Below are 25,895 nucleotides of genomic sequence, written 5' to 3'. Positions count from 1 at the left end.
TATCCACTTAAACCGGTCAAACAATTCCAAAAAGGAATATATTTTACTTATTTCACTTCTTCGAGTACGGAATAAGATTGTAATACATTATTATTATTGTATTGCTCCGTACGGACTACCCCGATATTGGGAGCATACCATTCATATCCGTAACCTTCGATTGTTTCTTTCGGGGAACGTGATTTGATTTTAAATTTTACTTTCGTACAATCGAATGTTCCTGCCGGAGTGGTGATCTCTTCGGTTTTCACATATTCGCGGTCGTAAATAGAAATGTTCTTTCTGTCCTTACGATTCTTCTTCGAATAAATGTTGATCACGGCATCGTCGAAATAGACATCATCCGAAGATGCTCCCTGCGCTACGCTCGGATAATTGATTACGGCATCTGTAGCCGCCACTGCGGTATTCGTTGTAGTAACAAAAGATGGATTGGACAGCACCTCTTTCATATCCATAAAGAATTCGCCATCCTGACAAAAAGCCTCCAGTTCGCCTTTATCGATAACTGTCCCGTTATTATTGACGAACACGTAATCGGCTTCGACTTCCAGGCCGGATTGTTTACTTTCCACCTCATCCACTACATAAGTCATCACACCTGACAGGTTTCCTTTGCCGTCATAACTCTTTTTCACCAGTTTTGTACCTTTTGTCGTAGGGAAAAAGAATGTACAATCTTGTGCCATAGCCCCGCCTGCCAACATAGCGGCCAAAGCTACCAGTAAAACTTTAGATTTCATATTTCAAAACGTTTAAGTATTAATAATAAGCCGGATATCCAATGCGTAGTTAAAACAGGGGAAACCTGTGAATGTTTATGGCTTTTCTTTTAAAAATAGCAAAAGAATGCCTATTTCGCCCTTATTTATAAGGAAAGGGGGCATCGAAGGGTACAACCATAAAAGTTAATTCCTAACTTTGGCGATCTAAACAGTAATGTCTTATGGTACAAAGATTCGATTTCTTAGTGATAGGTTCCGGTATTGCAGGAATGAGTTTCGCACTTAAAGTTGCCAGCAAGGGAAAAGTAGCCCTGGTATGCAAAACTAATCTGGAAGAAGCTAACACATATTTCGCTCAGGGAGGCATCGCCTCGGTAACGAACCTGATTGTTGATAATTTCGACAAACATATTGAAGATACAATGATAGCCGGCGACTGGCTCAGCGACCGCGATGCCGTGGAAAAGGTCGTGCGCAACGCCCCTCAGCAAATCAAAGAGCTAATCAGTTGGGGTGTAGACTTCGACAAAGACGAGAAAGGCAACTTCGACCTGCACCGTGAAGGGGGACATTCCGAATTCCGCATCCTGCACCATAAAGACAATACAGGTGCCGAAATACAGGATAGCCTGATTCAGGCCATCCAGAAGCACCCCAACATCACCGTATTTGAGAATCATTTCGCAATCGAAATACTGACGCAGCACCATCTGGGTGTCACCGTCACCCGTCAGACACCGGATATAGAATGCTACGGAGCCTATATCATGGACCCGAACGGACGAATCGACACCTTCCTTTCCAAGGTAACGCTGATTGCAACCGGCGGTGTAGGTGCCGTTTATCAGACAACGACCAATCCGTTGGTAGCCACAGGCGACGGCATAGCGATGGTTTACCGTGCAAAAGGGACCGTTAAGGACATGGAGTTTGTACAGTTCCATCCAACGGCTTTGTACCATCCGGGCGACCGCCCTTCCTTCCTGATTACGGAAGCGATGCGTGGTTACGGCGGTGTTTTGCGTACGCTGGACGGAAAAGAGTTCATGCAGAAGTATGATAAACGTCTTTCACTGGCTCCCCGCGATATTGTGGCACGCGCCATTAAAAACGAGATGGATACCCGTGGAGATGACCATGTATATCTGGACGTTACACACAAAGACCCGGAAGAGACAAAGAAACATTTCCCGAATATTTACGAGAAATGCCTGAGCCTGGGCATCGACATTACCAAGGATTATATCCCGGTAGCTCCTGCCGCCCATTACTTGTGCGGAGGTATCAAGGTCGATCTGGATGCACGTTCTTCTATCGACCGTCTCTATGCGGTAGGCGAGTGTTCCTGCACCGGTCTGCATGGCGGCAACCGTCTGGCTTCCAACTCACTGATCGAAGCTGTTGTCTATGCCGATGCAGCAGCCAAGCACAGTTTGGGAATCATTGATTCATTGAAGTATCAGGAAAACATCCCGGAATGGAACGACGAGGGCACGACCTCTCTGGAAGAAATGGTCCTTATCACCCAAAGCGTGAAAGAAGTAGGACAAATCATGAGTACATACGTCGGCATCGTCCGCTCCGACCTGCGCCTGAAACGTGCCTGGGACCGTCTGGACATCATCTATGAAGAAACGGAGAGCCTGTTCAAACGCTCGGTAGCTTCGAAAGATATCTGCGAACTGCGTAATATGATTAATGTAGGTTATTTAATCATGCGCCAGGCCATCGAACGAAAAGAGAGCCGTGGATTGCATTATACGTTGGATTATCCGCCGGTAAAGAAATAACTATCAAAAATTACTGTCGGAAGTCTCAACATAATACACAGATTGAGACTTCTGACATATTTACTTATTCACTTCACCTTTTCCAGTTTGAGCGTCCAGGCATAATTACAGGAAAGTTCTTCAAAAGACAAAAATGGCATTGTTATCCGGATATTATCCTTTTCCTGTTTCCATTCTACCTCTTTATCACATCCCAGTAGTGATATTTTTGTTTGCGATGTAGAGTAAATGTCTTTTAAAACAATACTTTTGAGATACTTTGGCAAGATTGCATATATATTATCACCCTTAGATGTAAAGAAAACTTCTTGTACCGCATAACCCGGATCCGGATCAACAGTCTGCTTAAGTATAGCATTGCCACTTACATAATATTTCCCATTATATTTCCAGTTTCTGTCACCACTAGACCACTGATCTACATGCTTCCACCGACGTGTTCCATAAATAGCCTCTCCGTTAATTTTCAGCCATTCACCCATTTGGGACAAACGTTCCTGCATGATCGGAGGTATTTTCCCATTAGCTGTCGGTCCGATATCCAGAAGTAGATTACCACCTTTGCTAACAATATTAACCAATGTCAATATCAACGCCTGAGGAGTTGCATAATCTTCCAAATCTTCATTTTGATTATACCCAAAAGAAAATCCCATACCACGGCATTCTTCCCAAGGCTTATCAAAAACAGCATCATTGGCACTGTATTCACGCGTATAATAATCGCCATGTTTCTTACCATCCGAGAATTTAGCCCATCTGTCATTTACGACAACACTATCTTTTACAACAGATTCTGAATACAACCACGATAAAAATTCTTTTGTCTTCCAAACCGTATCACTAATATCGTCCGGACCATCAGACCACAGAAGATCCGGCTTATAACGATTAATCAGATCTTTCAACTGAGGATAAAAGTGCCTGTCAACATAGAGATCCATTGTCTCAGGGAAATATAAAGGATTATCCCACTCGCGACAAGAGAAATAACATCCTACTTTTATATCTGTTTTTCTAATAGCTTCGACATATTCTCCGACCAAATCTCTCTTAGCGCCAATCTCCATACTATTCCAAGGTCTCCCATAATCGCGAGAAGCCTCTTTGCTGGGCCATAAAGCAAAACCATCATGGTGCTTTGTTGTCAACACTGCATATTTGGCTCCCGCCTCTTTAAATAAAGCAGCCCATTCATTGGCATCATAGTCCTGAGCTTTAAACAACGGAGCAAAATCTGCATAAGTAAACCCCTCTCCATACGTTTTTACATGGTAGTCGTATATTTCAGTACCTTTAAAATCGCCATTACCGAACAATTTCTTATTATCCAACCAATACTTGTACCACTCCGAATAAGTGCCTTTAGGCGACCATGCCGGAACTGAATATAATCCCCAATGAATAAAAATGCCCAGTTTGGCATCCTCAAACCAAGAAGGAACAGACCGTTTATCTATAGACTTCCAATCCGGTTTATAAGGTTGGGCAGATATTATCATCCCCAATAAACAAAAAGAAAAAACGAAACTCAATCTTCTCATACTCATTCTTCTTTAACAATAATAATGAGGGAGGTGTCAAAAAAGTCTGTATTCGGTAATAGCTTTTTTGATTCACCTCCCTTTTTACTAATAAATAATTACATCAATTATAGAAAACTTATTTACTACCTGCAGGTTCATACCCCAGAGTTTGTTTCAAAGCAGTATTATTAGTCAATGTAGTTCTGTCAATCGGCCATAACAGCTTTTGTTCATTTCCTTTTTCAGCCCAGGTATATTTAAATACGTATTGACTTCCAAAACGACGTAAATCATACCAACGTTTTCCTTCCATTATAAACTCTTTAAAACGCTCTTCAAGAATAGCCTCATTGACATCTGAATCAATTGCTTGATGGGGATAACCATAAACAGATTCTTTATAATTTTTTCCATAAGCACGCATTCTCACCTCATTAATCTCTTTCGAAGGATCTTCACCCAACAAAGACTTTGCTTCAGCCAACAATAATAATAAATCGGCATAACGATAAATAGGGTAATCATCATTCAAAGACCGACTATCACCAACATCCTGAATTCCCTGATACTTGTAAGTGAAAACACCAACTAAAACAAAATTCCCGTTTTCATCCTTATTATAAACTCCTTTCAAGGTACCCTGTTTCCGGCTATCCGCATCATCATAACGGTCAAGATTGGCATTCCTTATACCCAATCTCACTAATCCAAATCGATTCTCCTTCACTATATCAAATAGTTCGCCTGTAGCTATATCGTAATAGGTATTCAATCCATTCGAATGAGGAAGAAAATTACCACCAAAATTCCCATTCCATAACGAAGTCTCATTCAATTTATTCCGAACGGCAAAAAGAATTTCTTTATTTCCTTTCAAACCATATGCAAAAGCATCGACAAAGTTATCCATAAGTCCGAGGTCTGAGATATTATTTTGAATATCGGTTAATGCATTCTTTGCGATCATTGCGTCATTCGTTCCTCCGTTCATCTGACGGCTGGACCATAAATAGACTTCCGCCTGCAACATAAGGCTGGCAGCCTTAGACCATTGAGATTTTTGATCTTTAATCGTATAATCAGTACCAAAACGTTTCAACGATGCGTCAAGGTCTTCCTTTATTTGTTTCATTACATCTACTTCCGATGAAGCCGGTTTTGCCAGGTTACTTACATCCAGGGAATAAGTCGGAGTTGTAGTAATTATAACACTTCCCCAGCTACGCAATAAATGAAAATAATAATAAGCTCTCAATCCGTATGCCTGCCCTAAATAATAATCCCTTTTTGCCTCTGATATAGCGGTCGTTTCAATAGCTTTATCGATAATCAAATTAATTTGATTGATATTTTCATAAAAACTCCCGTAGTTTGAAACTAAAGGCGTTTCTTCATTCATCGTATTAAAAGGAAGCCGCTCCAAATCCTGAGAAGACGTTCCACCTATTGGAGGATCTCCAAAAACATCACTTCTAGTTTCTCCCAATACAAAAAATGTATAAGAATGATCTCTGAAACGTGCATGGATACCCATCATAAAGGCATCATACTGATCATCCGTTTGCCAATATTGTTTGTCTGAAATAGAGCTCACAGGTGTTGTATCAAGCCAATCACAACTTCCCAACAACAGGAAAGCAATAAAAGTCAAATATAAATATCTATTTTTCATGTCTGTATTATTTTTATGTTAGTAATTAAAATGAAACGCTGACTCCTAAAAGAACCGTACGTGGCATCGGATATCTTCCCTCGTCCACACCGGCATTATCTTTTTTGATCGACGGTTCAGGAGACATCCCGCTATAGCCGGTAATATAAAACAGATTTTGTCCGGTAATGTAAATAGAAGCATCACTCAAAGTTGCCTTCTCTATCCAGTTTTTAGGCAAACGATAACTCAGAGTTATTTCTCTTAATGCCAAGTAGTCTCCTTTCTCGTAGAAACTGGAATTGTTGCTATTAATATTAGCACGGGCAACATTAGAACGTGTTATATTTCTTTTTATAGACTGATCTGCATAATAGAACCGGGGAAGATCACTATTCGGATTATCCGGACTCCAACTGTTTTTCACTTCTTTGATTATATTGAATGATCCTTGATACTGACCCAATGAACGAGCTTTAAGGTCATTATACAAAACATGGCCTAATGAATAATCAAAACGGGCAAACAAAGAAAAGTCTTTATATGACAGATTGGTAGAGAAACCGCCTGTCCATTTGGGGAATACATTTCCAATTTTCACCTGATCATATTGATTGATAACTCCATTGTTATCCAAATCTGCCCACAGTACATCTCCCGGCTCAATCGGACGCTTGCCTTTTCTTTCATCCTCACTCATTTGTGCCCATTTATTAGGACCGTACAATTCTGCAACAGCATCATAACGATCACCCGCATTTGCTTTTACATCATCCCAGTCTCTAAATATCCGTTCCTGCTTAAACGCATATACATCTCCTAAAGTCTGACCTTCCTGGTAACCGCCTACCCAAATATATTCTCCGGATTTCGGATCATATACTTGCAGGCCGCCCTGACGATTATTCTGATTACCATTCTCCGGCAACTCTATAATTTTATTTTTTACAAAAGAAGCATTGAAAGAAACATCCCAGATAAAAGCTTTCGGATTAGAAAGAATGTTAACTTTTACCTCTGCTTCAAATCCTTGATTACGTAATGACCCTAAATTTGTCCGAATACTACCAAATCCTGTATATCCCGGAAGAGCCAAATTAGTCAACAAATCAGTAGTCGTTCTATTATAGTAATCTGTAATGAAATTGACACGATTATTAAAAAGCCCGAAATCTAATCCAGCTTCAAACGATTTACTCTTTTCCCAACGAAGACCTCCATTAATAAGTTTTGTATTCAGAAAACCGATATTTCCATCATAAGCAGTCTGTGTCCCATACTCCCCATAGACTTCGTAATTACCTAATCCGGCAACATTCCCATTAACACCATAGCTAATACGAGGTTTTACACTTGACACAACAGAGGATAATTTTGAATCTTTAAAAAAGTCTTCCTCATGCAAATTCCATCCGGCTGAAACACCGGGGAAGAATCCCCAACGATTGTCACTCAATTTAGAGATTCCGTCATAACGAGCCACTACAGAGAACAAATATTTGTAATTGAAATTATAATTGATACGCCCGAAAGCAGACATCATACGGTAACCATCTTTATAAGAGTATACCTCTGTTCTGTCGCTGGAGGCATTTAAAGTAGGTATGTCATCACTCGGCGCTTTTTTTCCTTTTGCCTGAAGCTTAAAACGACTATAATCAAACAATTCACCACCGATCATTACATCTAAATTGTGCTTTTCAACAAATGACTTAGCATATGTCAAAGTTGCATTATGCTGTTGTTGAAACTGACGCTCATACATGGCACGCGCAGATCTTGTATCATTGGGAGATCCGCTACTTGACAACTTAAACTTTTTATCAAAATCTTCCTGTTCATTATCAATATAATAAATAGAACTATTTTCATTCAAAGACACGCCGGGAATAATTTCCCAGGTACCTCCTATATTGAAAGTTGTTTTACGTATATTGTTTATACGCTGCAATTTATTTTTCCAATATAGCGGATTACCATCAGAAGAGCCAATACCGGATGTCGGTTCTCCATTTTCATCGTATGGGCTTACAGTCGGCCATATACTCATAGTACGGTAAAATAACTGTGCCTCACTCATCCACAATCCAGGTTTCTTGGAAAAAGAATAAGTTGCTCCTGCATTTATATTGATATTATCACGAACTTTATACGAGCCGTTAACATTACCAGTAAACCTTTCATAAGAGGTACTTACAACCTGGCCATCCTCCTTATAATATCCAAAAGATGCCAGAAAAGAAGCTTTGTCATTTCCTCCTGTTATATCCACATAATGATCTTGGGTAAAAGAAGGATCGTTAAATGCTTCTTTCATAATCTGGCCACTATAGTCTTTGAATAATAACTGGGTAGTCTCATCATACGGGTCAGTCATTTGTTCCCAGCCCTCTTGCAAAAGATGCTCATTTTCATCCGACAAAAAGCGAATTGAAAACCAATCTCCGGCATTAGGTCCATATCCTGAAGTTCTATTCACATCCGCTAATGTTCTACCCGCATTTTTATTACCTAACCTGTTATAATGAATAAAATCTCTCGCGTTAAGGAACTCATAACCTTTACGAGCAAAGGTCAAACCTCCTTTAAATTTGTAAGACACAGTCGCTTTGCCTGCCTTGCCCCTTTTGGTAGTAACCAAAATTACACCACTGTTAGCACGTGCTCCATAAATGGCAGTAGAAGCTGCATCTTTTAAAACCTGGATTGATTCAATATCAGCCGGATTGACATCATTCAGGGATCGTACAATTCCATCGATAACAACAAGAGCCTGGTTATATGACGGATCATTTGTTATTGTTGCGCCACCACGCAAAACGATATTCGGTGCTTCCCCCGGTCTTCCTGAAGTATTCACAACACGCAAACCACTGACACCTCCCTGCAAAGCCTGGGCAGCATTTGATACCGCCACATTCTCCAATGCTTTATTATCCAACTTTGAAATAGCAGTGGTCAACGTTGTACGTTTTTGCATACCTCCATAACCGGTTACCACAACTTCTTCCAACTGCTCTGTATCTTCAGACAAAACAACATTGATGGTTGTTTTGTCTCCCACAGGGACTTCCTGTGGCCGGTAACCAATGTATGAGAACTGTACAACAGCATTATCTCCAGTAAGAGAAAGCTGATAGCTCCCATTCAAATCAGTAACGGTTCCGTTAGTTGTTCCCTTCTCTATAACATTCGCACCGATAACGGGTTCTCCAAACTGATCTTTTACGAGCCCTTTAATACTTCTGACATTTTGCTGGGGAGAGGATACTTTTTTCATTAACAAGATATTACTGCCTTCCATTGCATAAGTAATATCCGAATTCTCAAATATATTATTCAAAACCTCTGCAACAGTCTTATTACGGACGTTCAAAGAGACCGTCTTACTCAGATCGACCTTTTCGTTATTATAAACAAAAAGATAATCTGTTTGCTCTTCTATCAGCTTAATAACATCTTTCGCCTGTAACTTATTTGCCTCAATACTGACACATGCAGTCTGAGAGTTTACATTATTGGCAAAGATTGTTGAACCACATAATAGTAAAAAAATTAAGGATAACTTCATAACTCTAAAAATGTGTTTAAATTCGCTTAATAACAGGGCATAACATCCCCCTGTAGATTTTTTTTTCATAACTTTGTATTATCTGAAATGTTAGTACTGATTAATTTTTGCTAGGTTGTCAGCATGCTGACATTTTCGCCGGATTATGCGTCAACATAATCCGGTTTTTTATTCGTTTCTTCTATTATTTCATCATAGGCAATTCATTTTATGGTGATTTTATTTAATTCATTATCTTTTATATAGGTGAACTTATGTTCCAACTGTAACACTTTCAATATATGTTCAATACCATCTTTTATACGGAATTTCCCGGAATACCTTTGTTTTAAGAACGAACGGTCTGTTGTACTTATTTCGATGTCAAAATACAGGCTCAGTTCATCCATAATCTCAGATATAGGTTGGTTGCTAAAACATAAAAGTCCTTCTTTCCATTTAAAGTAATCCATATCTTTTATATCGGTAGATATATATTTCCCCTCCTTAAGGCGAATCTGTTCACCCGGCTTCATTCTATATTTCAGAGATGATTCCGAAGATTTCAGCTCAACACAACCTTTTAACAATGCAACTTTAAATTCCAGATTTTTTGAATAAGCGGAAACATTAAACTCAGTACCCAGTACTTTCACATCCATCTTCTCTGTCTTTACTATAAAAGGGGAAGTTTCGTCATGCTTCACATCGAAATAGGCTTCTCCGTCAAGTTCTACCCGACGATAGTTTTTATTAAAAGTAACCGGATAAACGATCCGGGAATGTGCATTCACCCACACTTTCGTACTGTCAGGAAGAATCAACTCAGCCCGCTGACCGGATGGGACATATAAAGTTTGAAATAAAGGAGCCACTTCTGCCATATCCTCCTTTTCTAATAGAAATTCAATACCCAATACCACCAAAACTATTGCAGCTACTTTTATAACTTCATTTATAATACGACGAAGCAGGGGCGGGCGGGAAGTTCCTGTTTTTTCCTGTGATAACACAGGTTGATTTAAAACAGAAATGTTATACAGTTTATGTAAAGACATGAGTTCCTTTACATGTTTTTCATTTGCATCCAGCCAATCAACAACTGTCTCCACCTCTTCCGGTGTGACGTTGCCTTCAACATATCTTTGTAATATATCTTTATTCATCTCTATTATACCGTTTCTAATATAGAGAGACAACACAGAAACAAAAATCCCTAAATAGTTTTGAAATTATTTTACTAATAAAGCATGAAATAAAAAACAAAAAGATATTCCTTTAATGATATTCGCAAATATTTTAATGATTTGGTTATATGATATTCGACGCTTTTGGGACTAATGGATAACTCTTCCGCTATTTCTTTTACTGAACGACATTCATAACGGCTCATCTCAAATACACGACGTGTTTGCTCCGGTAACGATTGTAATGTTTCCTGTACTATACGGGTTATTTCTGAAGAAAACATTTCTTCAGGATCACAGGCTTGTAAAGTTGACAGCCTATAATTCAAGTCGCGTGTCATTTTAGAAGAGATAGACTCCGATGCGGTTTGCTTGACCTCCAAATGTTTCAAATAATTTAAAGACTCATTTTTCAAAATAACTAAAAGCAATGACAAAGGGTGTTCCACTTTTTCTTTTTTAGTTGTTTCCCATAGATTAATCAGAGCATCAGACACAATATCTTCGGCCACCATATCATCTCTGACATACGACTTTACAAACAGAAAGGAGCGTTTGTAATAACTGGTGTATATTTCACTGAAACTAATGCTCATATCCCCTTTAGGCATCCTCAAGAGTTTTATCCATCATCATTATGCAAAAATAAACTTTATTCCTACATGAGACAATCTTTATTGAAGAATCTACATTTTAATCTTTCTATTACTTATCACAACTGCATTCCTTTCATATCACAGTTGGATTCCGTTTGTTTCACAGCTGTGATATGCAAAGGGAATGCAATGGTAAGGGAAACGATACACCGGGTTAACGACAGTCTCTCCCTGGTAACCGGCTCTACCCCAAGGGTAACGGAAACTATAAAGCATTATAACGGGAAGGCGATACACCAAACTGATTCGTAAAGTGCTTGCGGAATGTATTTATATCGTTATAACCGACCATTTCGGCCACCTCCTGAACAGAATATTTCTTCTGCATGATCAGGGAAGCTGCCTTGCTGATACGGATACTGCGGATCACTTCGATAATCGACAGGTTACTCTGCTGCTTCATCTTCCGGTATAAGGTAGGCTGGCTGAGATTCAACAGGCTTGCCAGGCTTTTGGCACTGAAATCCGGGTTCGTCAGGTTGGCTTCGACGATACTGATTACCTGCTGCATGAAAAGGCCGGCCTGCTCTTCTTCCTCCGGCTTCTCTACCGTATGTTTCAACATCAGGGTTTTCGTATAGATACGTTTCAGCTGCTCACGCATGCGGATCAGGTTCTCTGCCTTGGCTTTGAGTACTTCGGGGTTGAAAGGCTTCATGATATAATCGTCCACACCGATCCGGGTACTTTTCAGCAAATCCTCCTCCTCAGCTTTGGCCGTCAGCATGATGATCGGGATATGGGCCGTCTGCAACTCCTGCCTAATCTCCTGACAACAGGTAAAGCCGTCTTTGACCGGCATCATTATATCCGAAATGATCAGGTCAGGGATCTCTTCACGGGCGATCCGCACGCCCTCTTCACCGTCCCGGGCCTCCAGGACACGGTATTTCTTCTTGAATAGCGTATGGATATAATGTCTTATCTCATCGTTATCTTCAATAACCAGCAATTTCTTGCCTGATTCGGGGGATGTCTCTTCACGAACCTTTTCCGGGGCAATGAATGCTTCCTCCTTCTGTTCATCACGGGTATCCTCAACCAGTTGATATACATCTTCTTTAAAATGCTCGCGCCCCAACGGAAGGTAAAGGATGAACTCGGAGCCTTTGCCGGGAGCACTGTTCAGCAAGACTTTCCCATGATGGAGGTCCATCGTGTTTTTAACGATACGCAGACCGATACCCACCTTGGTAGAAAATGAGGGATCATTTTCGCCCGTTATAAAGGATTCAAAGATGCGTCCCTGCAAATTTTCAGCGATGCCGGGACCATTGTCTGCAACGGATAATAAACAGAACATTTTCCCGTCCACTTCCTTCTCCGTGATCGTAACCCTTATCTTTCCGCCCTTCGGGGTATATTTGAGCGCATTCGAAAGAAGGTTCTTCAAGGCTGATTCTATTTTTGGAGCATCCAGCCATAAATCAAGCGACGAGATACCGGAGTTCAGGACATACTCATGCAAAACGATACTTCTTTCTGGTCTATATCGCCTGATGTTCTTTCCCTTGTCCTGATCGATTACAAAAAAAATAAAGATGGAAATATAGCAGAGGTTGACCTGAGGGTAGAAATGGAGTTTACCGGTTTAGGAGGAAACGATACCGATTATATGGCTTTTTGCCAGTCGCCGGAAGGCTTGATCTATATCGGGACGAATTGGGGAAATATCATTACATTCGATCCGGAGACATTCCAGGTAATAAGTAAAGGTGAGTTGCCGAAGGTTAGTAAAATGCATGTACATAGACTTTTATATTCCGAAGGATATGTGTGGATCGCCACTTGGGCGAACGGGGCGATCCGCTATAATCCGGAATCGGGAACTTATACGCAATATACTTATAATCCGGAGGACAAAGTAAGAACATTATCCCATTGGGATGTTTACCAGATGGTATCGATCAGCAACAGCCGTTACCTGGCAGCCACCTGGAATGGATATACGATCATGGTACCTGACAAAGATGATTCTACCCGTTTTACGACAGAAGTATATAATAATACAGCATCGCAGTTACATCGCAATCTGGAGACTCGTATGATCTCTGCTTATTATGATCCTGAAGGAATTATTTGGGTGGGAACACAGGGAGGAGGAGTTTATGCTTCTGATTTGCGTAAGCAGTTTTATCAGCGTTTTCATCAGGAGACGCATAATGAAATATGCGGAATGGCAACCGATAAAAAGCAATATATCTGGCTGGCAACTTTCCACAAAGGAATCCTTAGAAGTACGAAACCGTTTGACCCGCAAAGCCGTCTGTCTTTTGAACCGGTGTCGTCCGGTAGCGGAAATACGGTCTTGTGTGTTACCACTGATAAACGGGGTGATTTGTGGTTTGGTAATAACAGGTCTGAACTGATTCACTATCATTCGGATACCGGTAAGCTGAGTATTTTTCCTATTCGTGTATCCGATAATCCTCAATGGACGGGTTGGATCTGGACTTTATTGTTTGACAGCCAGGAGCGTTTATGGTTAGGGACATCAAACGGTTTGTTACTTTTCGATCCTGTTACGGGATTGTTTACGCATTATTCTACCGGTTCCGGTGCTATACGGGCAATGACAGAGATATCTGGAGAATGTCTGTGGTTAGGAACTATATACGGACTTAAAAAGTTTAGCTTCACAGATGGTACTATCCGTTCGGGATTTGAAAAGCAAACTAATATCCCGGCCAAGGAGATTCGTTCCCTCTTTTCTTCCTCTGACGGAAAGTTGTATATCGGTTTTACAGACGGGTTTGGTATAATGGATTTGTCTTCTGATACGATCGAGAGTTTTTATACAACCCATGATGGGTTGAGCAGCAACTTTATCGGCTGTATCAGCGAAGATTCGAAAGGACATCTTTGGCTGGGTTCCAACTCCAGCATTTCGCGTTACAGCAAGCATCAGAAACTCTTTTATAACTATTATATATCGGGTAATAACCGTTCGGTAATGCATTATAAGAATTTCTTGTTCTGGGGAAATAACAAGAATATGACCTATTTCCTTCCGGACGAAGCCATGAATGACCATCCAGTCTCTGACAAAGTGGTAATAACCCAATTGGAAGTCGATAACAAATCCGTCGAGATCGGACAAAAGGTGAACGATCAGGTCATTCTGGAGAAAGGTATTCCCTATACCAATGAGTTTACACTGACTGCTGCCAATAATAACTTTTCACTGATGTTCAGTAATCTGACTTATTCGGACGAGTTACAGAAGTACAGCTATCGGTTAACGCCGGCTCAGTCGGACTGGCTGATTGCTGCCGATGGGGAAAGGGTTTCCTATGCCAATTTACCCCCGGGAGAATATCTTTTTGAAGTAAGTAGTATTATGCCGGACGGTTCCAATGGGAATGCGACTTCGATGGTAATCCACATTTTGCCTTTCTGGTATGAAACAGCCTGGTTCCGTTTCCTGATAGCTACTCTGGCTGCCTTTCTTATTTATTACCTGATACGTCGTGTAAGGAGAGAGCAAGCCCGGCTGAGACAGGAGGAGCGCCTGAAACATGAGTTGTTTGTTTCCAATCTGGAACGCGAGAAAGAGAAGCAGATCAACCGTGAACGCGGAAACTTCTTTACGAACGTATCCCATGAACTTCGTACACCTCTCACACTGATTCTTTCTCCTTTACAGGAGTTGTTGCAGACGGAGCGTCTTTCAGAAACTTTGCATGATAAGTTATCGTTGGTCTATAATAATGCGACCTCATTATCTACCCTGGTGAACCAATTGCTGTACGTCCAGAAAATCGAGGCCGGAATGGTTCAGCTACATTTGTCGAAAGTGGAGATCGTTGCTCTGGTTGAACACGTAATGTCTTCTTTCAGGCATATGGCCGAGATAAAAAGTACTGAGTATGTCCTGAACTCCGGTATATTTTTCACTGATCCTCACCGGTATGAAATGCTCCATCCGGCGGTCGAAACAAAACAGTTGTCCGTTGGCTATCAGCCAAAGCAAGCCGTTCTCCGTCTCGCTGATATGAAACACCTTCATATAAAGGCTATCCGAACCGAAGTTCTTAATGTTTTTTCCGTCATACCGACTCAGTCCGTTATCAGTACCGAACCACATGAAACCATCCCGGTCCTTATGGATGCAGGAAACCGTATTATCGGCCAATCCATTCTGCATAGTAAGTACCCGGATATCCTTTTCAAAAAAAGCATAGCCTGTAAAGCTATAAAAGATAACAAACGATATAACTATAATAAATTTCCTCATTTCCACATTCACGTACCTCCCTGAGGTTAACATCAGGTTCATATACAAAGAAACAAAAAAAGAAGGAGAGTAAGGACAATTAAACAAAAGAAAAACCACCCGCATAGCACGAATGAACAAAATACCCACTATCCGTGAATAAAATACAAAGTATACTGAATATCAATAAGCGAAATAAAGAAAATACCCATTGTTAATGACTAAAACACTTGCCAGTCCATTCAGGCATACCCGATACTTTTGCTTACAAAGATTATTTAAAATTTAGTATTCACAACCTTAAAACTAAAAGAGGATGAAGAAGAGAGTCACATTATTAATTGCACTGCTGATGGCCAGTATATCCTATATATATGCACAGCAGTTAACCATTACTGGTACTGTTACAGACAAGGGTCTGGGTGATCCGGTTATCGGAGCAACCATTCTGGTACAAGGAACCACCAACGGAACTGTCACCGATATGGACGGTAAGTTTTCCCTGGATGTATCAAAAGGAGATATACTACATATTTCCTATATCGGTTACCAACCACAAACCATCAAAGTTGACGGAGTACAGAAGGTGTACACCATCCAGTTGGGTGAAGATACACAGGCACTCGACGAAGTAGTCGTTGTCGGCTTCGGTACACAAAAGAAAGTAAACCTGACAGGAGCCGTTTCCACCGTCGACACCAAAGCACTCGAATCACGCCCGGTAGCTCAGGTAGGACAAGCCCTGCAAGGTGTTGTTCCCGGTCTGAACCTTTCACTCAACAACCAGGGAGGTGCCCTGGGTAACGCTTTGAAAGTAAATATCCGCGGTACAGGTACAATCGGTGAAGGTTCTAACGATGCCCCACTAATCCTTATCGACGGCATCGAAGGAGATATGAACGCATTGAACCCGGATGATATCGAGAACATCTCCGTATTGAAAGATGCTGCCGCATCCAGTATTTACGGTTCGCGTGCCCCGTTCGGTGTGATCCTGATTACTACCAAAAGCGGAAAAAGCGGAAAGACACAGGTTACCTATAATAACAGCCTGCGCTGGTCTACCGCCACCAACTTGCCGGATATGATGGACTCATACACGTTTGCCAAGTACTTCAATGCAGCTGCCCTGAACAGCGGACAAAGTGCATCATTCAACGATGAAACTATCGGTCGCATTATCGCTTATCAGAAAGGAGAATTAACGACATCAACCATACCGAACAGTGCCAACGGAATGTACCAGTTCCACCAACTGGCCAATGACAACCAGAACTGGACCCGCAATCATTTCAAAACAGCTTTCAGCCATGAACATAATGTTAATGTAAGCGGCGGTACAGAAAAGCTGACTTATTTCATGTCGGGTGCCTTTATGGACCAGGGCGGTAACATGCGTTACGGCGATGATGACTTCAAACGTATGAATGCCTCGGCTAAGATCAACTCGAAAGTAAACGACTGGTTGCAGATTGGTTTAAGTACCCGCTTCATCCGTGAAGAACTCGATCGTCCGACTTATGCAAATGACGATCCGGACAATACGGCAAACGGTATCCAGGTCGGTTTATATTACCACGACATCTCACGTACCTGGCCGACCATGCCTTTCCAGGACCCAAACGGCCACTACATGCGTAACTCCAAGATCATCCAGATCAAAGACGGCGGACGTTATAAACGCCGGAAAGACATTATCTATACACAGGCCAACGTAACTATCACTCCGCTGAAAGACTGGAATATCCGCGGAGACGTTAGCCTGAAGGCAGAACATATAAACAAAGACGAAAACCTGGCTAAAGTGTATGAATGGAACTCAAAGAATGAACCGGTGCCTATGGCATTTGCCGGGAGTTATGGTCCGGGAGCAACCTATGCATGGTCTTCCGCACAGGACAATAACTTATTGACAACCAGCTTGTATACCGATTACTTCAAGTCGTTCAATAAGAATAACTTCAAAGTAATGGTCGGTTTCAACACCGAACTCTACAAGCAGAACTATGTGTATGCTAAACGTGACGATGTGATCAGCGACGAAGTACCGAGTATCGACACCAGTATGGGTAAAGATTATACTTCTGCAAACAAGAAGGAATGGGCAACTGCCGGCTTCTTCGGACGTTTGAACTACGACTACGACGGTCGTTACCTGGCTGAGATCAATATCCGCTACGACGGTTCTTCACGCTTCCTGCGTGATAAACGCTGGAATGTATTCCCTTCTTTCTCGTTGGGATACAACATCGCACGTGAAGCATTCTGGGAAGATCTTTCGGAATATGTAGGCACTTTGAAGCCCCGTTTCTCATGGGGTAAGCTGGGCAACCAGAACACGAAGGAATTTTATCCGTTCTATCCGGCACAGCCGCTGGGACTGAAAAACGGAAAATACCTGATCGGCGGACAGCAACCGACTACGGCTACTGCCCCATTGATGGTCAGCGACCTGATGACATGGGAAAAGATCACGACCACCAATATCGGTTTCGACTTCGGTGCCCTGAACAACCGCCTGACAGGTTCGTTCGAATGGTACATGAGAAAAACAGACGACATGGTCGGTCCTCCCGAAGAGAAATCCTCTATCATCGGTATCGACAACGACAAACTGCCGCGTATCAACAACGCTGCCATGCAAAGTAAAGGATGGGAACTGGCTTTAACCTGGAACGACCAGATCGGTAAGGTGGGCTATACCGTCGGATTTACCTTGGCAGATGCCCGTACCAAAATCACCAAATACCCGAATGATGCGCAAATCATCGACCGCAAGAATTCGGATGGAATCATGGAATATGTCCCTTATAACGGCAGATACATGGGTGACATCTGGGGATTCGAAACCATCGGTATTGCCAGGACAGAGCAGGAAATGCAGGATCATCTGGCAACGACAGACCAGTCACAGATCGGTAGTAAATGGGGGGCAGGCGACATCATGTATAGAGATATCAATGGTGACGGTAAGATCACAACAGGCTCCAACACGGTTGGCGATCCGGGCGACCGCAAAATCATCGGTAATGAAACTCCCCGCTATCAGGTAGGTATCACACTGGGAGCCGATTGGAACGGTTTCGACTTCCGCGCTTTCTTTCAGGGAGTCTGCAAACGCGACATCTGGCTGGACGGTAACTTCTTCTGGGGCGCTGTAGATGGCGGTATCTGGCAATCTATCGGATATAAGGAACATTTCGATTACTTCCGTCCGGAAGGTGATGATATGGGTGCCAATCTCAACGCTTACTTTCCAAAGCCCTATTTCGACGCTAATGCAACAAAGAACCATAAAACACAGTCCGGTTATCTGCAAAGTGCCGCTTACCTGCGCCTGAAAAACCTGCAGATCGGTTACACGTTGCCTAACCAGCTCACCTCGAAGATCGGTCTGAGCAAAGCACGCGTATTCTTCTCCGGCGACAACCTGTTTACCATTTCTTCCATCTTCGGTGTATTCGATCCCGAAGCAGTAGGCGGAGCATTGGGTAACGGTAAAATCTATCCGCTTTCAAGAACACTGTCATGCGGAGTAAATGTTTCATTCTAAAATATTAAAGCATCATGAAAAAGCAATCAATCATTATATTATCGCTGGCAGTCGGTTCCCTCAGTTTCACTGCGTGTAACGATTTCCTCGACCGTGAACCCCTGTCGTCCGTCACTTCCGAACATTATCTGAATACGGAAGCCGAGTTAGCCAGTTTCGGAGCTGCCCAATACGACGCACTTCCGGCACACAAACCGGGTGAATACAGTATCGGTGTCTTCAAAACAGACAACAACAGCGACAACCAATGCGCTGCAAAAGAAGATGATAACTTCGTTCCCGGCGAACGCCGCGTACCGACCAGCGGAGAATGGGATTTCAAGAAGATACGCGATTGTAACTATTTCCTCGAAACCGTACTGCCCAAATATGAAGAAGGTAAGATCAGCGGCTTAGATGCCAACATCCGCCATTATATCGGTGAAATGTATTTCTTCCGCGCTTTCCAGTACTTCACATTCATGAAAAAGTACGGTGACTTCCCGATCGTAGATAAAATCCTGTCGGACGATTATGTCGAACTGGCCGAAGCCAACCAACGCCGTCCGCAAAACGAAGTGGCACGTTTCATCCTGACCGACCTGGATAAAGCCACAGAGATGATGAAAGAAACAGCTCCCGAATCCAACCGTCTGACTAAATACGTAGCCCTTCTGCTCAAATCGAGAGTCGCTTTGTACGAAGGAACCTGGTTGAAATATCATGCAGGAACCGATCGTGTTCCGGGCGGACCAGGCTGGCCGGGTGCCAATGCCAGTTATCTGAAAGATTTCACCATCGACCTGAATTCGGAAATAAACTTCTTCCTCTCGGAAGCAAAGAAAGCATCCCAGGAAGTTGCCGATGCTTTCCCACTGGGAGATTATTCAAGCATGTTCAACAGTGTTGACCTGTCCGATATGAAAGAGGTTTTGCTTTGGAGACGATACGACATCAGCCTGAAAGTATTCCATTACGTTGTTTCTTATCTGCAAACGGTTCATCCCTCCGGCAACGGTTGCGGAAATACAGGTTTTACCCGTACGCTGGTTGAAAGCGTTCTGATGAAAAACGGGCTGCCTATCTATGCCTCCGGTTCCGGTTATAAAGGCGATAAGACATTGGAAGATGTAGCGACCGACCGCGACAATCGTTTCCGCGAATCAATAAGTATCCCGGGCGATCCGATCAACAGCCTCAACAACTTCACCCGCCCGGGCATAACTATCGTTACGGAAAACAAGAGTACCACCGGTTATTGCCTTCGTAAAGGATTGAACCAGGATATCAGCATGGGCCCGACGTTGCCGAGCAATACCGGATGCGTAATTTTCCGTGCCGCAGAAGCATATCTGAATTATATCGAAGCAAACTACGAACTCGACCATAATCTGGATGCCAAGAGTACCGCCTACTGGAAAGCCCTGCGCAACCGTGCCGGTGTGGATGAAGATTTTCAGAAAACTATTGCAGCTACCGACCTGTCGAAAGAAAACGATTTTGCCACTTATTCCGGCGAACAACTGGTAGATGCTACATTATATAACATACGCCGCGAAAGACGTATCGAGTTTTTGGCTGAAGGCTTCCGCCTCGACGACCTGTACCGTTGGAGAGCACTCGATCGAATGAAAGACTACCAGGTAGAAGGTTTCAACCTCTGGGATGAAAATTATAAGTTGTATGACGACCTGAAAGTGGAAGGTGAAACAGACGAACCGAACGTTTCCAGCCGTTACAACAAGTATCTCCGCCCGTACCAAATACAACGTAACAACAAGGCATACCTGGGATATACTTTCATGAAAGCTCATTACCTGGCACCTATCGCTTACGACGTGATCCGTCTGAGTACCCCTCAAAAGGGAGGTGATATAAGCACTGCTTACATCTACCAGAATCCGGGATGGGACGTACAACCGGGAACAAGTGCCAAGAAGTAAAGGACATAGTAGGCAGAAAGCTACAGCCTGCTAATACAAACGTCCTTATCTGATATACTTTTGACCTGGGTCAAACGGGTATTCGACCCAGGTCAAACACATAGTCGACCCAGGTCAAACATGTATTTCACCTGGGTCAACTATATAAAAGGTCCTATATTAAACATTACAAAGCAGATATGAAACACTTACCGGAATACTTACTTTTGATTACTTCCTGCCTATACAGCGGCACCATACAAGCTAAAGAGAAGCCATCTTCTCCTAACCTAGTATTCATTATGGCCGACCAATGGCGCGGACAGGCTATAGGATGCCTGGGATTGGAACCGGTCCGGACACCCAATCTGGACAAGCTGGCCTCCGAAGGTGTGCACTTTACGGATGCGATCAGCAGTTATCCCGTCTCATCCCCTGCCCGAGGCATGCTGATGACTGGCATGTATCCGGTAAGCAGCAAGGTAACAGGCAACTGTAATTCCAATACTGCCCCTTACGGAGTTGAACTTCCCGAATCGGCCCGTTGCTGGTCCGACGTCCTGAAAGACCAGGGATATGAGTTGGGATACATTGGAAAATGGCATCTCGACTCCCCCTATCAGCCCTACATTGAAACCAATAACAACAAAGGAAAAATAGCCTGGAATGAATGGTGTCCCAAAGAACGCCGCCACGGTTTCAGCCACTGGATCGCCTATGGCACATACGATTATCATTTGAAACCCATGTACTGGGATACGGATGCTTCGCGCGACGAATTTTATTTCGTCGACCAATGGGGACCGGAATATGAAGCCGACCGGGCCATCGACTATATCGCCAATCGAGATAATAAATTACGCGACGCAGGCAAGCCTTTTGCCCTGGTCGTATCCATGAACCCGCCTCATACCGGATATGAGCTGGTTCCCGACAAATACAAAGAAATCTACCGCAACGTAGATGTCGAAACAGTATGCAACTCCCCCATCATCGCCCCCAAAGGGACAAAAATGGGAGACTTCTACCGCAAGAGTGTGTTGGATTATTATGCCTGTATGACAGGTGTCGACGAACAGGTCGGCCGTATCATCCGCCAGTTGAAAGAACAGGGATTGTTCGACAATACAATTGTGGTGTTTACTTCCGATCATGGCGACAGCATGGGGATGCACGAGCATATCGGTAAAAATATTTATTACGAAGAAGCCATGCGCATCCCGATGATGATTAGCTGGCCGGAAAAGATCACGCCGCGCCGGGATTCTACCCTGATGATTGCTTTCGCCGACCTGTATCCTTCCCTCTTGTCATTAATGGGATTCAAAGACCGGATACCGGCAGAGGTCCAGACTTTCGACCTGTCCGCTTCTATCCTCTCACCGGAGAATACACAGGAGATCGTACAGCCCTATTATTATCTTCTCCCTGAAAATTTAACAACCGGATACAGGGGATTACGGACGAAAAAATATACATTTGCAGTACACGCCACAAACGGCCGGACTGACGAATGGATATTATTCGACCGCGAACAGGATCCATTCCAGCTAAACAACATAGCCCCCGATCAGCCGACACTGATTAAACAGTTTTCAAACCAGTTGAAAGACTGGCTGAAGAAGACCAACGATCCGTTTATGAACTGTCTGTAAATTATATACACATGAAAACACATCTTTATCTGGCAATCTTACTGATAGCAAGTATTTTCCCGGCAACGGGACAAGAGGCGGATATCCCCCGTCCGGCCCCTCACCAGTTGAAATGGCACGAGTCGGAAATGGGCGTCGTCTTCCATTATGATCTCCATGTCTTCGATGGCATCAAATACGGTCAGGGCAACAACCGCGTCCAGCCAATAGAAGATTACAATATCTTCAACCCTACCCAACTAAATACGGACCAGTGGGTACAGGCGGCAAAAGCAGCGGGGGCCAAGTTTGCCGTCCTGACGGCCACCCACGAGACAGGCTTTGCCATTTACCAGAGCGATGTCAATCCGTATTGCCTGAAAGCGGTGAAATGGCGCGACGGGAAAGGGGATATCATCCGCGACTTTGTCAATTCATGTAGAAAATACGATATAATGCCGGGGATCTATGTCGGTATCCGGTGGAACTCACTTTTTGGCGTTCATAATTTCAAGGTACAGGGAGAAGGAGAGTTTGCCGCTAACCGTCAACAATGGTATAAGCATTTCTGCGAACGCATGGTTGAAGAACTTTGCAGCCGCTACGGTGATTTGTTTATGATCTGGTTTGACGGTGGCGCAGACGATCCGAAAGGCAACGGGCCGGACGTATTGCCCATCGTCAGCAAGTACCAGCCGGAATGCCTTTTCTATCATAACGTAGACCGGGCGGATTTCCGCTGGGGCGGTTCCGAGACAGGGACGGTCGGTTATCCCTGCTGGTCTTCTTTCCCCTACCCTTACTCACACAGTAATAATACGGAAGGGAGCCGAAACCATAACGATCTGTTGAAACAGGGCGACAAGGATGGAAAATACTGGGTTCCGGCTATGGCAGACACTCCCTTGCGAGGCATGAACGGACGGCATGAATGGTTCTGGGAGCCGGATGACGAGAATACGGTTTACCCGGTTGAATCTTTAATGAATATGTATTATAAATCGGTCGGAAGGAATGCAACACTGATTGTCGGTCTGACACCCGATACAACAGGCCTGATCCCATCCGGCGACGTGCAACGACTGAAAGAATGGGGCGACGAGATAAACCGCCGCTTCTCCTCTCCGCTTGCCTCTACCTCCGGACAAAAGAAAAGCCTGACACTGAAACTGGATAAGGCGCAACCGGTCAATCATTGCATTATCCAGGAAAACATCCGGAACGGTGAGCGTATCCGTCAATATAAAGTAGAAGCCAGGGTAAACGGTAAATGGCAAACCATTTGCGAAGGCGAATCGGTAGGGCACAAGCGTATAGAACAGTTCCCGGCAGTAGAGGCTTCCGCTTTGCGCCTGACAATCTCTCAATCGGTAGCACAACCGGATATACGTAACTTCAGTGTTTTCAACGTTCAAGAAGTAAATAAATGACAAGAAACAAGACATATTTGCTGACATTGATCCTGAGTAGTGCGGCCTGGCTCAGCCCTTCCCTCTCCGGACAAACAACCTTTGTCTATGAACGGGGAAAGATGTTCAACGATGTCGATGCTTTCCGGATGGAGCAGGCTATCGATCTGAAGAAGCAACAGACACCTGTCTATTATGAAAAGAACATACCGGGAGAGCAACAAACAGTCTCTTATAAAACGAATATACCCTCCTATAAACAAGGCATATTCTTTAGTCGCGACTCCCGCTCCGGCGATTATCAGTGGCCCAATAATACCAACCGGTTACTGACCTGGGTCTTTACCCGGCTCGACGATCTGGCGAAGGAAGATTATCCGGGTATCCCGTCTAACGGGGCGCCTTCCCTGCTGGGAGATGCCTTATTGCTGGAACTGGTTGACGGACAATATATGTTTGCCAAAGCTGTTGCCGGAGAGAATAGTATCAGCTGGTTCCGGGTGAACAGGGATGGTTCGTTAACAGTCTTCCTCTCTACTTTGGGAACAGACAATCTCGCTCCGCAAGCTCCCGTCCTGTTAATGGAAAAAGGGAAAACGGCCTATGAAGCCATTCATAAAGCATATATCGCTTTAACCGGCAACCGGGAGGTTTCGGCATTGCAGAAGAGAACGGATAAAGATTATTTCGAAGCCTTTAAATACCTGGGTTGGTGTTCCTGGGAACATTATCATTACGATATCGACGAAACAAAGATGCTGAATGACCTGGACGGCATCGAGGCTTCCGGCCTCCCCATCCGTTACGTCCTGATAGACGACGGCCATCTGGCGAATAAAAACCGCCAGCTTACCAGCTTCGTCCCGGATAGAGAACGGTTTCCCAACGGATGGAAGAACATCATCTCCCGGAAGAAAGAAGATAAAGTGAAATGGATGGGGTTATGGTATAACTTCTGCGGGTATTGGATGGGAATATCTCCGGAAAACGATTTCCCGGAAAAGGTGAAGCAATCGCTTTACCCTTACAACGGCAGCCTGTTACCCGGACAAAGCAGGGAGAATATCGACACGTTCTATCACTATTATATCCGGACATTGAAAGGATATGGTTTCGATTTCCTCAAGATAGACAACCAGTCTTTCCTGTTGCCTCTTTATATGGGAAACAAGGAGGTCGTACGGCAGTCTAAAGCATGTAACCTGGCATTGGAAGAGCAAACCCATAACCAGCAGGTCGGACTGATGAACTGCATGGCACAGAATATTCTGAACATAGACCATACACAATACAGCGGTGTGACCCGTGTCAGCATCGACTATAAGAAATATGATGAAGATATGGCCAAATCGCATCTGTTCCAGTCGTATACCAATACGTTACTGCAAGGACAGACAGTCTGGCCCGACCATGATATGTTCCATTCCTGCGATACGGTTTGCGGCAGCCTGATGGCCCGCTCGAAAGCCTTATCCGGTGGTCCGGTCTACCTGTCGGACTCTCCTGCCGATTTCACCCGGGAAAACATTCTCCCTTTGATCGACGAGGAAGGAAAGTTATTCCGTCCCGAAGCCCCGGCTATCCCGACACCCGAATCGATCATCACCAATCCTTTACAGGGTGGAAAGGCATACCGTGTATTTGCTCCGACCGGAGACGAGGCCGTTTCACTGATCTGCTATAACCTGAATACATCGCCTCAACACCGCAAGGTACAGGCTACGATCAGCCGGTCCGATTACCTGTTGCGTGAAACCATGACAGGAAAACCCATTCCTCAGAACAAACGGATCATCCTTTACGACTGGACCGGACAGACGGCCAGCGAACTGGATACGGATCAACAGACAGAACTGGAAGGTTTCACCGACCGGTTATATCATCTCTGTCCGGTAAACAATGGCTGGGCGGTTATCGGAGTACAGGAGAAATTTCTGTCGCCGGCAACCGTCAGGATCATCTCCTGCAACCGGAAACAACTCACCCTCGATGTCCTCTGCCCCGGAACCGTCCGTGTATGGGTAGAATCAGGGAACAAAAAGGAATTACGCAGTATCCCGGTAACAACTCCGGGCACTATAACAATTAACAAATGAA

At 43.7% G+C, this 25,895-nt stretch carries 13 protein-coding genes and 2 pseudogenes; 7 read left to right on the top strand and 8 right to left on the bottom strand.

The window, feature by feature from the left end; all coding sequences use genetic code 11:
* Window positions 1–47 precede the first annotated feature (47 nt).
* Complete coding sequence (locus HMPREF1535_RS08685) at window positions 48–743, bottom strand: TapB family protein (protein WP_046145883.1); 696 nt, start codon at window positions 741–743, stop codon at window positions 48–50.
* Window positions 744–946: 203 nt separating this feature from the next.
* Between HMPREF1535_RS08685 and nadB the strand changes: the two genes are divergently transcribed.
* Complete coding sequence (gene nadB / locus HMPREF1535_RS08680) at window positions 947–2,515, top strand: L-aspartate oxidase (protein WP_046145882.1); 1,569 nt, start codon at window positions 947–949, stop codon at window positions 2,513–2,515.
* Between the two features lie 68 nt (window positions 2,516–2,583).
* Here the strand turns inward: nadB and HMPREF1535_RS08675 are convergent, their stop codons facing one another.
* The 6 genes and pseudogenes from HMPREF1535_RS08675 to HMPREF1535_RS08650 form a co-directional block, all read right to left on the bottom strand.
* Window positions 2,584–4,017, bottom strand: coding sequence for an alpha-L-fucosidase (locus HMPREF1535_RS08675; protein ID WP_046146475.1), 1,434 nt, complete (start codon window positions 4,015–4,017; stop codon window positions 2,584–2,586).
* Window positions 4,018–4,177: 160 nt separating this feature from the next.
* A complete protein-coding gene (nanU, locus tag HMPREF1535_RS08670; RefSeq protein WP_046145881.1) occupies window positions 4,178–5,713 on the bottom strand; it encodes a SusD family outer membrane lipoprotein NanU in 1,536 nt (511 codons plus the stop codon).
* Window positions 5,714–5,738: 25 nt separating this feature from the next.
* Window positions 5,739–9,263: a TonB-dependent receptor gene (locus tag HMPREF1535_RS08665; protein WP_082207530.1), complete on the bottom strand. Its 3,525-nt coding sequence runs from the start codon at window positions 9,261–9,263 to the stop codon at window positions 5,739–5,741.
* A 203-nt stretch (window positions 9,264–9,466) separates the two neighbouring features.
* Entirely contained in the window at window positions 9,467–10,408 is a 942-nt protein-coding gene (locus tag HMPREF1535_RS08660) for a FecR family protein (protein ID WP_046145880.1), read from the bottom strand.
* A gap of 74 nt (window positions 10,409–10,482) precedes the next feature.
* Window positions 10,483–11,040: an RNA polymerase sigma-70 factor gene (locus HMPREF1535_RS08655; protein ID WP_390573473.1), complete on the bottom strand. Its 558-nt coding sequence runs from the start codon at window positions 11,038–11,040 to the stop codon at window positions 10,483–10,485.
* 250 nt (window positions 11,041–11,290) lie between these two features.
* Window positions 11,291–12,511 (bottom strand): annotated as a pseudogene (locus HMPREF1535_RS08650) (hybrid sensor histidine kinase/response regulator transcription factor); the annotation flags it as partial.
* Window positions 12,512–12,547: 36 nt separating this feature from the next.
* Between HMPREF1535_RS08650 and HMPREF1535_RS08645 the strand changes: the two are divergent.
* Window positions 12,548–14,845: pseudogene (locus tag HMPREF1535_RS08645) on the top strand (ligand-binding sensor domain-containing protein); the annotation flags it as partial.
* Between the two features lie 21 nt (window positions 14,846–14,866).
* On the opposite strand, the gene HMPREF1535_RS26475 reads toward HMPREF1535_RS08645, so the two are convergent.
* Window positions 14,867–15,232 carry a two-component regulator propeller domain-containing protein gene (locus HMPREF1535_RS26475; RefSeq protein ID WP_392391962.1) on the bottom strand — a complete coding sequence of 122 codons (366 nt, stop codon included), beginning with the start codon at window positions 15,230–15,232 and terminating at the stop codon, window positions 14,867–14,869.
* Between the two features lie 385 nt (window positions 15,233–15,617).
* On the opposite strand from HMPREF1535_RS26475, the gene HMPREF1535_RS08640 reads away from it, so the two are divergent.
* The 5 genes from HMPREF1535_RS08640 (at window position 15,618) to HMPREF1535_RS08620 (ending at window position 25,894) form a co-directional block, all read left to right on the top strand.
* A complete protein-coding gene (locus tag HMPREF1535_RS08640) occupies window positions 15,618–18,854 on the top strand; it encodes a SusC/RagA family TonB-linked outer membrane protein (RefSeq protein WP_046145878.1) in 3,237 nt (1,078 codons plus the stop codon).
* Between the two features lie 14 nt (window positions 18,855–18,868).
* The gene (locus HMPREF1535_RS08635) at window positions 18,869–20,776 is read left to right on the top strand and encodes a RagB/SusD family nutrient uptake outer membrane protein (RefSeq protein WP_046145877.1); all 1,908 of its coding nucleotides are present in this window, start codon (window positions 18,869–18,871) and stop codon (window positions 20,774–20,776) included.
* 179 nt (window positions 20,777–20,955) lie between these two features.
* Window positions 20,956–22,410: a sulfatase family protein gene (locus HMPREF1535_RS08630; RefSeq protein WP_046145876.1), complete on the top strand. Its 1,455-nt coding sequence runs from the start codon at window positions 20,956–20,958 to the stop codon at window positions 22,408–22,410.
* An 11-nt stretch (window positions 22,411–22,421) separates the two neighbouring features.
* Window positions 22,422–23,819, top strand: a complete 1,398-nt coding sequence (locus HMPREF1535_RS08625; protein ID WP_046145875.1) for an alpha-L-fucosidase — start codon at window positions 22,422–22,424, stop codon at window positions 23,817–23,819.
* Window positions 23,816–25,894: a Sip1-related alpha-galactosidase gene (locus HMPREF1535_RS08620; protein WP_046145874.1), complete on the top strand. Its 2,079-nt coding sequence runs from the start codon at window positions 23,816–23,818 to the stop codon at window positions 25,892–25,894. The genes HMPREF1535_RS08625 and HMPREF1535_RS08620 overlap by 4 nt, the downstream gene beginning before the upstream one ends.
* Window position 25,895: the final 1 nt, after the last annotated feature.

Origin of the sequence: Parabacteroides goldsteinii DSM 19448 = WAL 12034, assembly GCF_000969835.1 — a bacterium.
Taxonomy (GTDB): Bacteria; Bacteroidota; Bacteroidia; order Bacteroidales; family Tannerellaceae; genus Parabacteroides; species Parabacteroides goldsteinii.
Note: the sequence above shows the minus strand (reverse complement) of the source record. Positions and strands in the feature narration are given on the sequence as shown.

Excerpts from the sequence above, each read along its gene's own strand:
- HMPREF1535_RS08685 (WP_046145883.1), bottom strand. The coding sequence starts at position 743 with ATGAAATCTAAAGTTTTACTGGTAGCTTTGGCCGCTATGTTGGCAGGC.
- nadB (WP_046145882.1), top strand. The coding sequence starts at position 947 with ATGGTACAAAGATTCGATTTCTTAGTGATAGGTTCCGGTATTGCAGGA.
- HMPREF1535_RS08675 (WP_046146475.1), bottom strand. The coding sequence starts at position 4,017 with ATGATAATATCTGCCCAACCTTATAAACCGGATTGGAAGTCTATAGAT.
- nanU (WP_046145881.1), bottom strand. The coding sequence starts at position 5,713 with ATGAAAAATAGATATTTATATTTGACTTTTATTGCTTTCCTGTTGTTG.
- HMPREF1535_RS08665 (WP_082207530.1), bottom strand. The coding sequence starts at position 9,263 with ATGAAGTTATCCTTAATTTTTTTACTATTATGTGGTTCAACAATCTTT.
- HMPREF1535_RS08660 (WP_046145880.1), bottom strand. The coding sequence starts at position 10,408 with ATGAATAAAGATATATTACAAAGATATGTTGAAGGCAACGTCACACCG.
- HMPREF1535_RS08655 (WP_390573473.1), bottom strand. The coding sequence starts at position 11,040 with ATGCCTAAAGGGGATATGAGCATTAGTTTCAGTGAAATATACACCAGT.
- HMPREF1535_RS26475 (WP_392391962.1), bottom strand. The coding sequence starts at position 15,232 with ATGCAGAATGGATTGGCCGATAATACGGTTTCCTGCATCCATAAGGAC.
- HMPREF1535_RS08640 (WP_046145878.1), top strand. The coding sequence starts at position 15,618 with ATGAAGAAGAGAGTCACATTATTAATTGCACTGCTGATGGCCAGTATA.
- HMPREF1535_RS08635 (WP_046145877.1), top strand. The coding sequence starts at position 18,869 with ATGAAAAAGCAATCAATCATTATATTATCGCTGGCAGTCGGTTCCCTC.
- HMPREF1535_RS08630 (WP_046145876.1), top strand. The coding sequence starts at position 20,956 with ATGAAACACTTACCGGAATACTTACTTTTGATTACTTCCTGCCTATAC.
- HMPREF1535_RS08625 (WP_046145875.1), top strand. The coding sequence starts at position 22,422 with ATGAAAACACATCTTTATCTGGCAATCTTACTGATAGCAAGTATTTTC.
- HMPREF1535_RS08620 (WP_046145874.1), top strand. The coding sequence starts at position 23,816 with ATGACAAGAAACAAGACATATTTGCTGACATTGATCCTGAGTAGTGCG.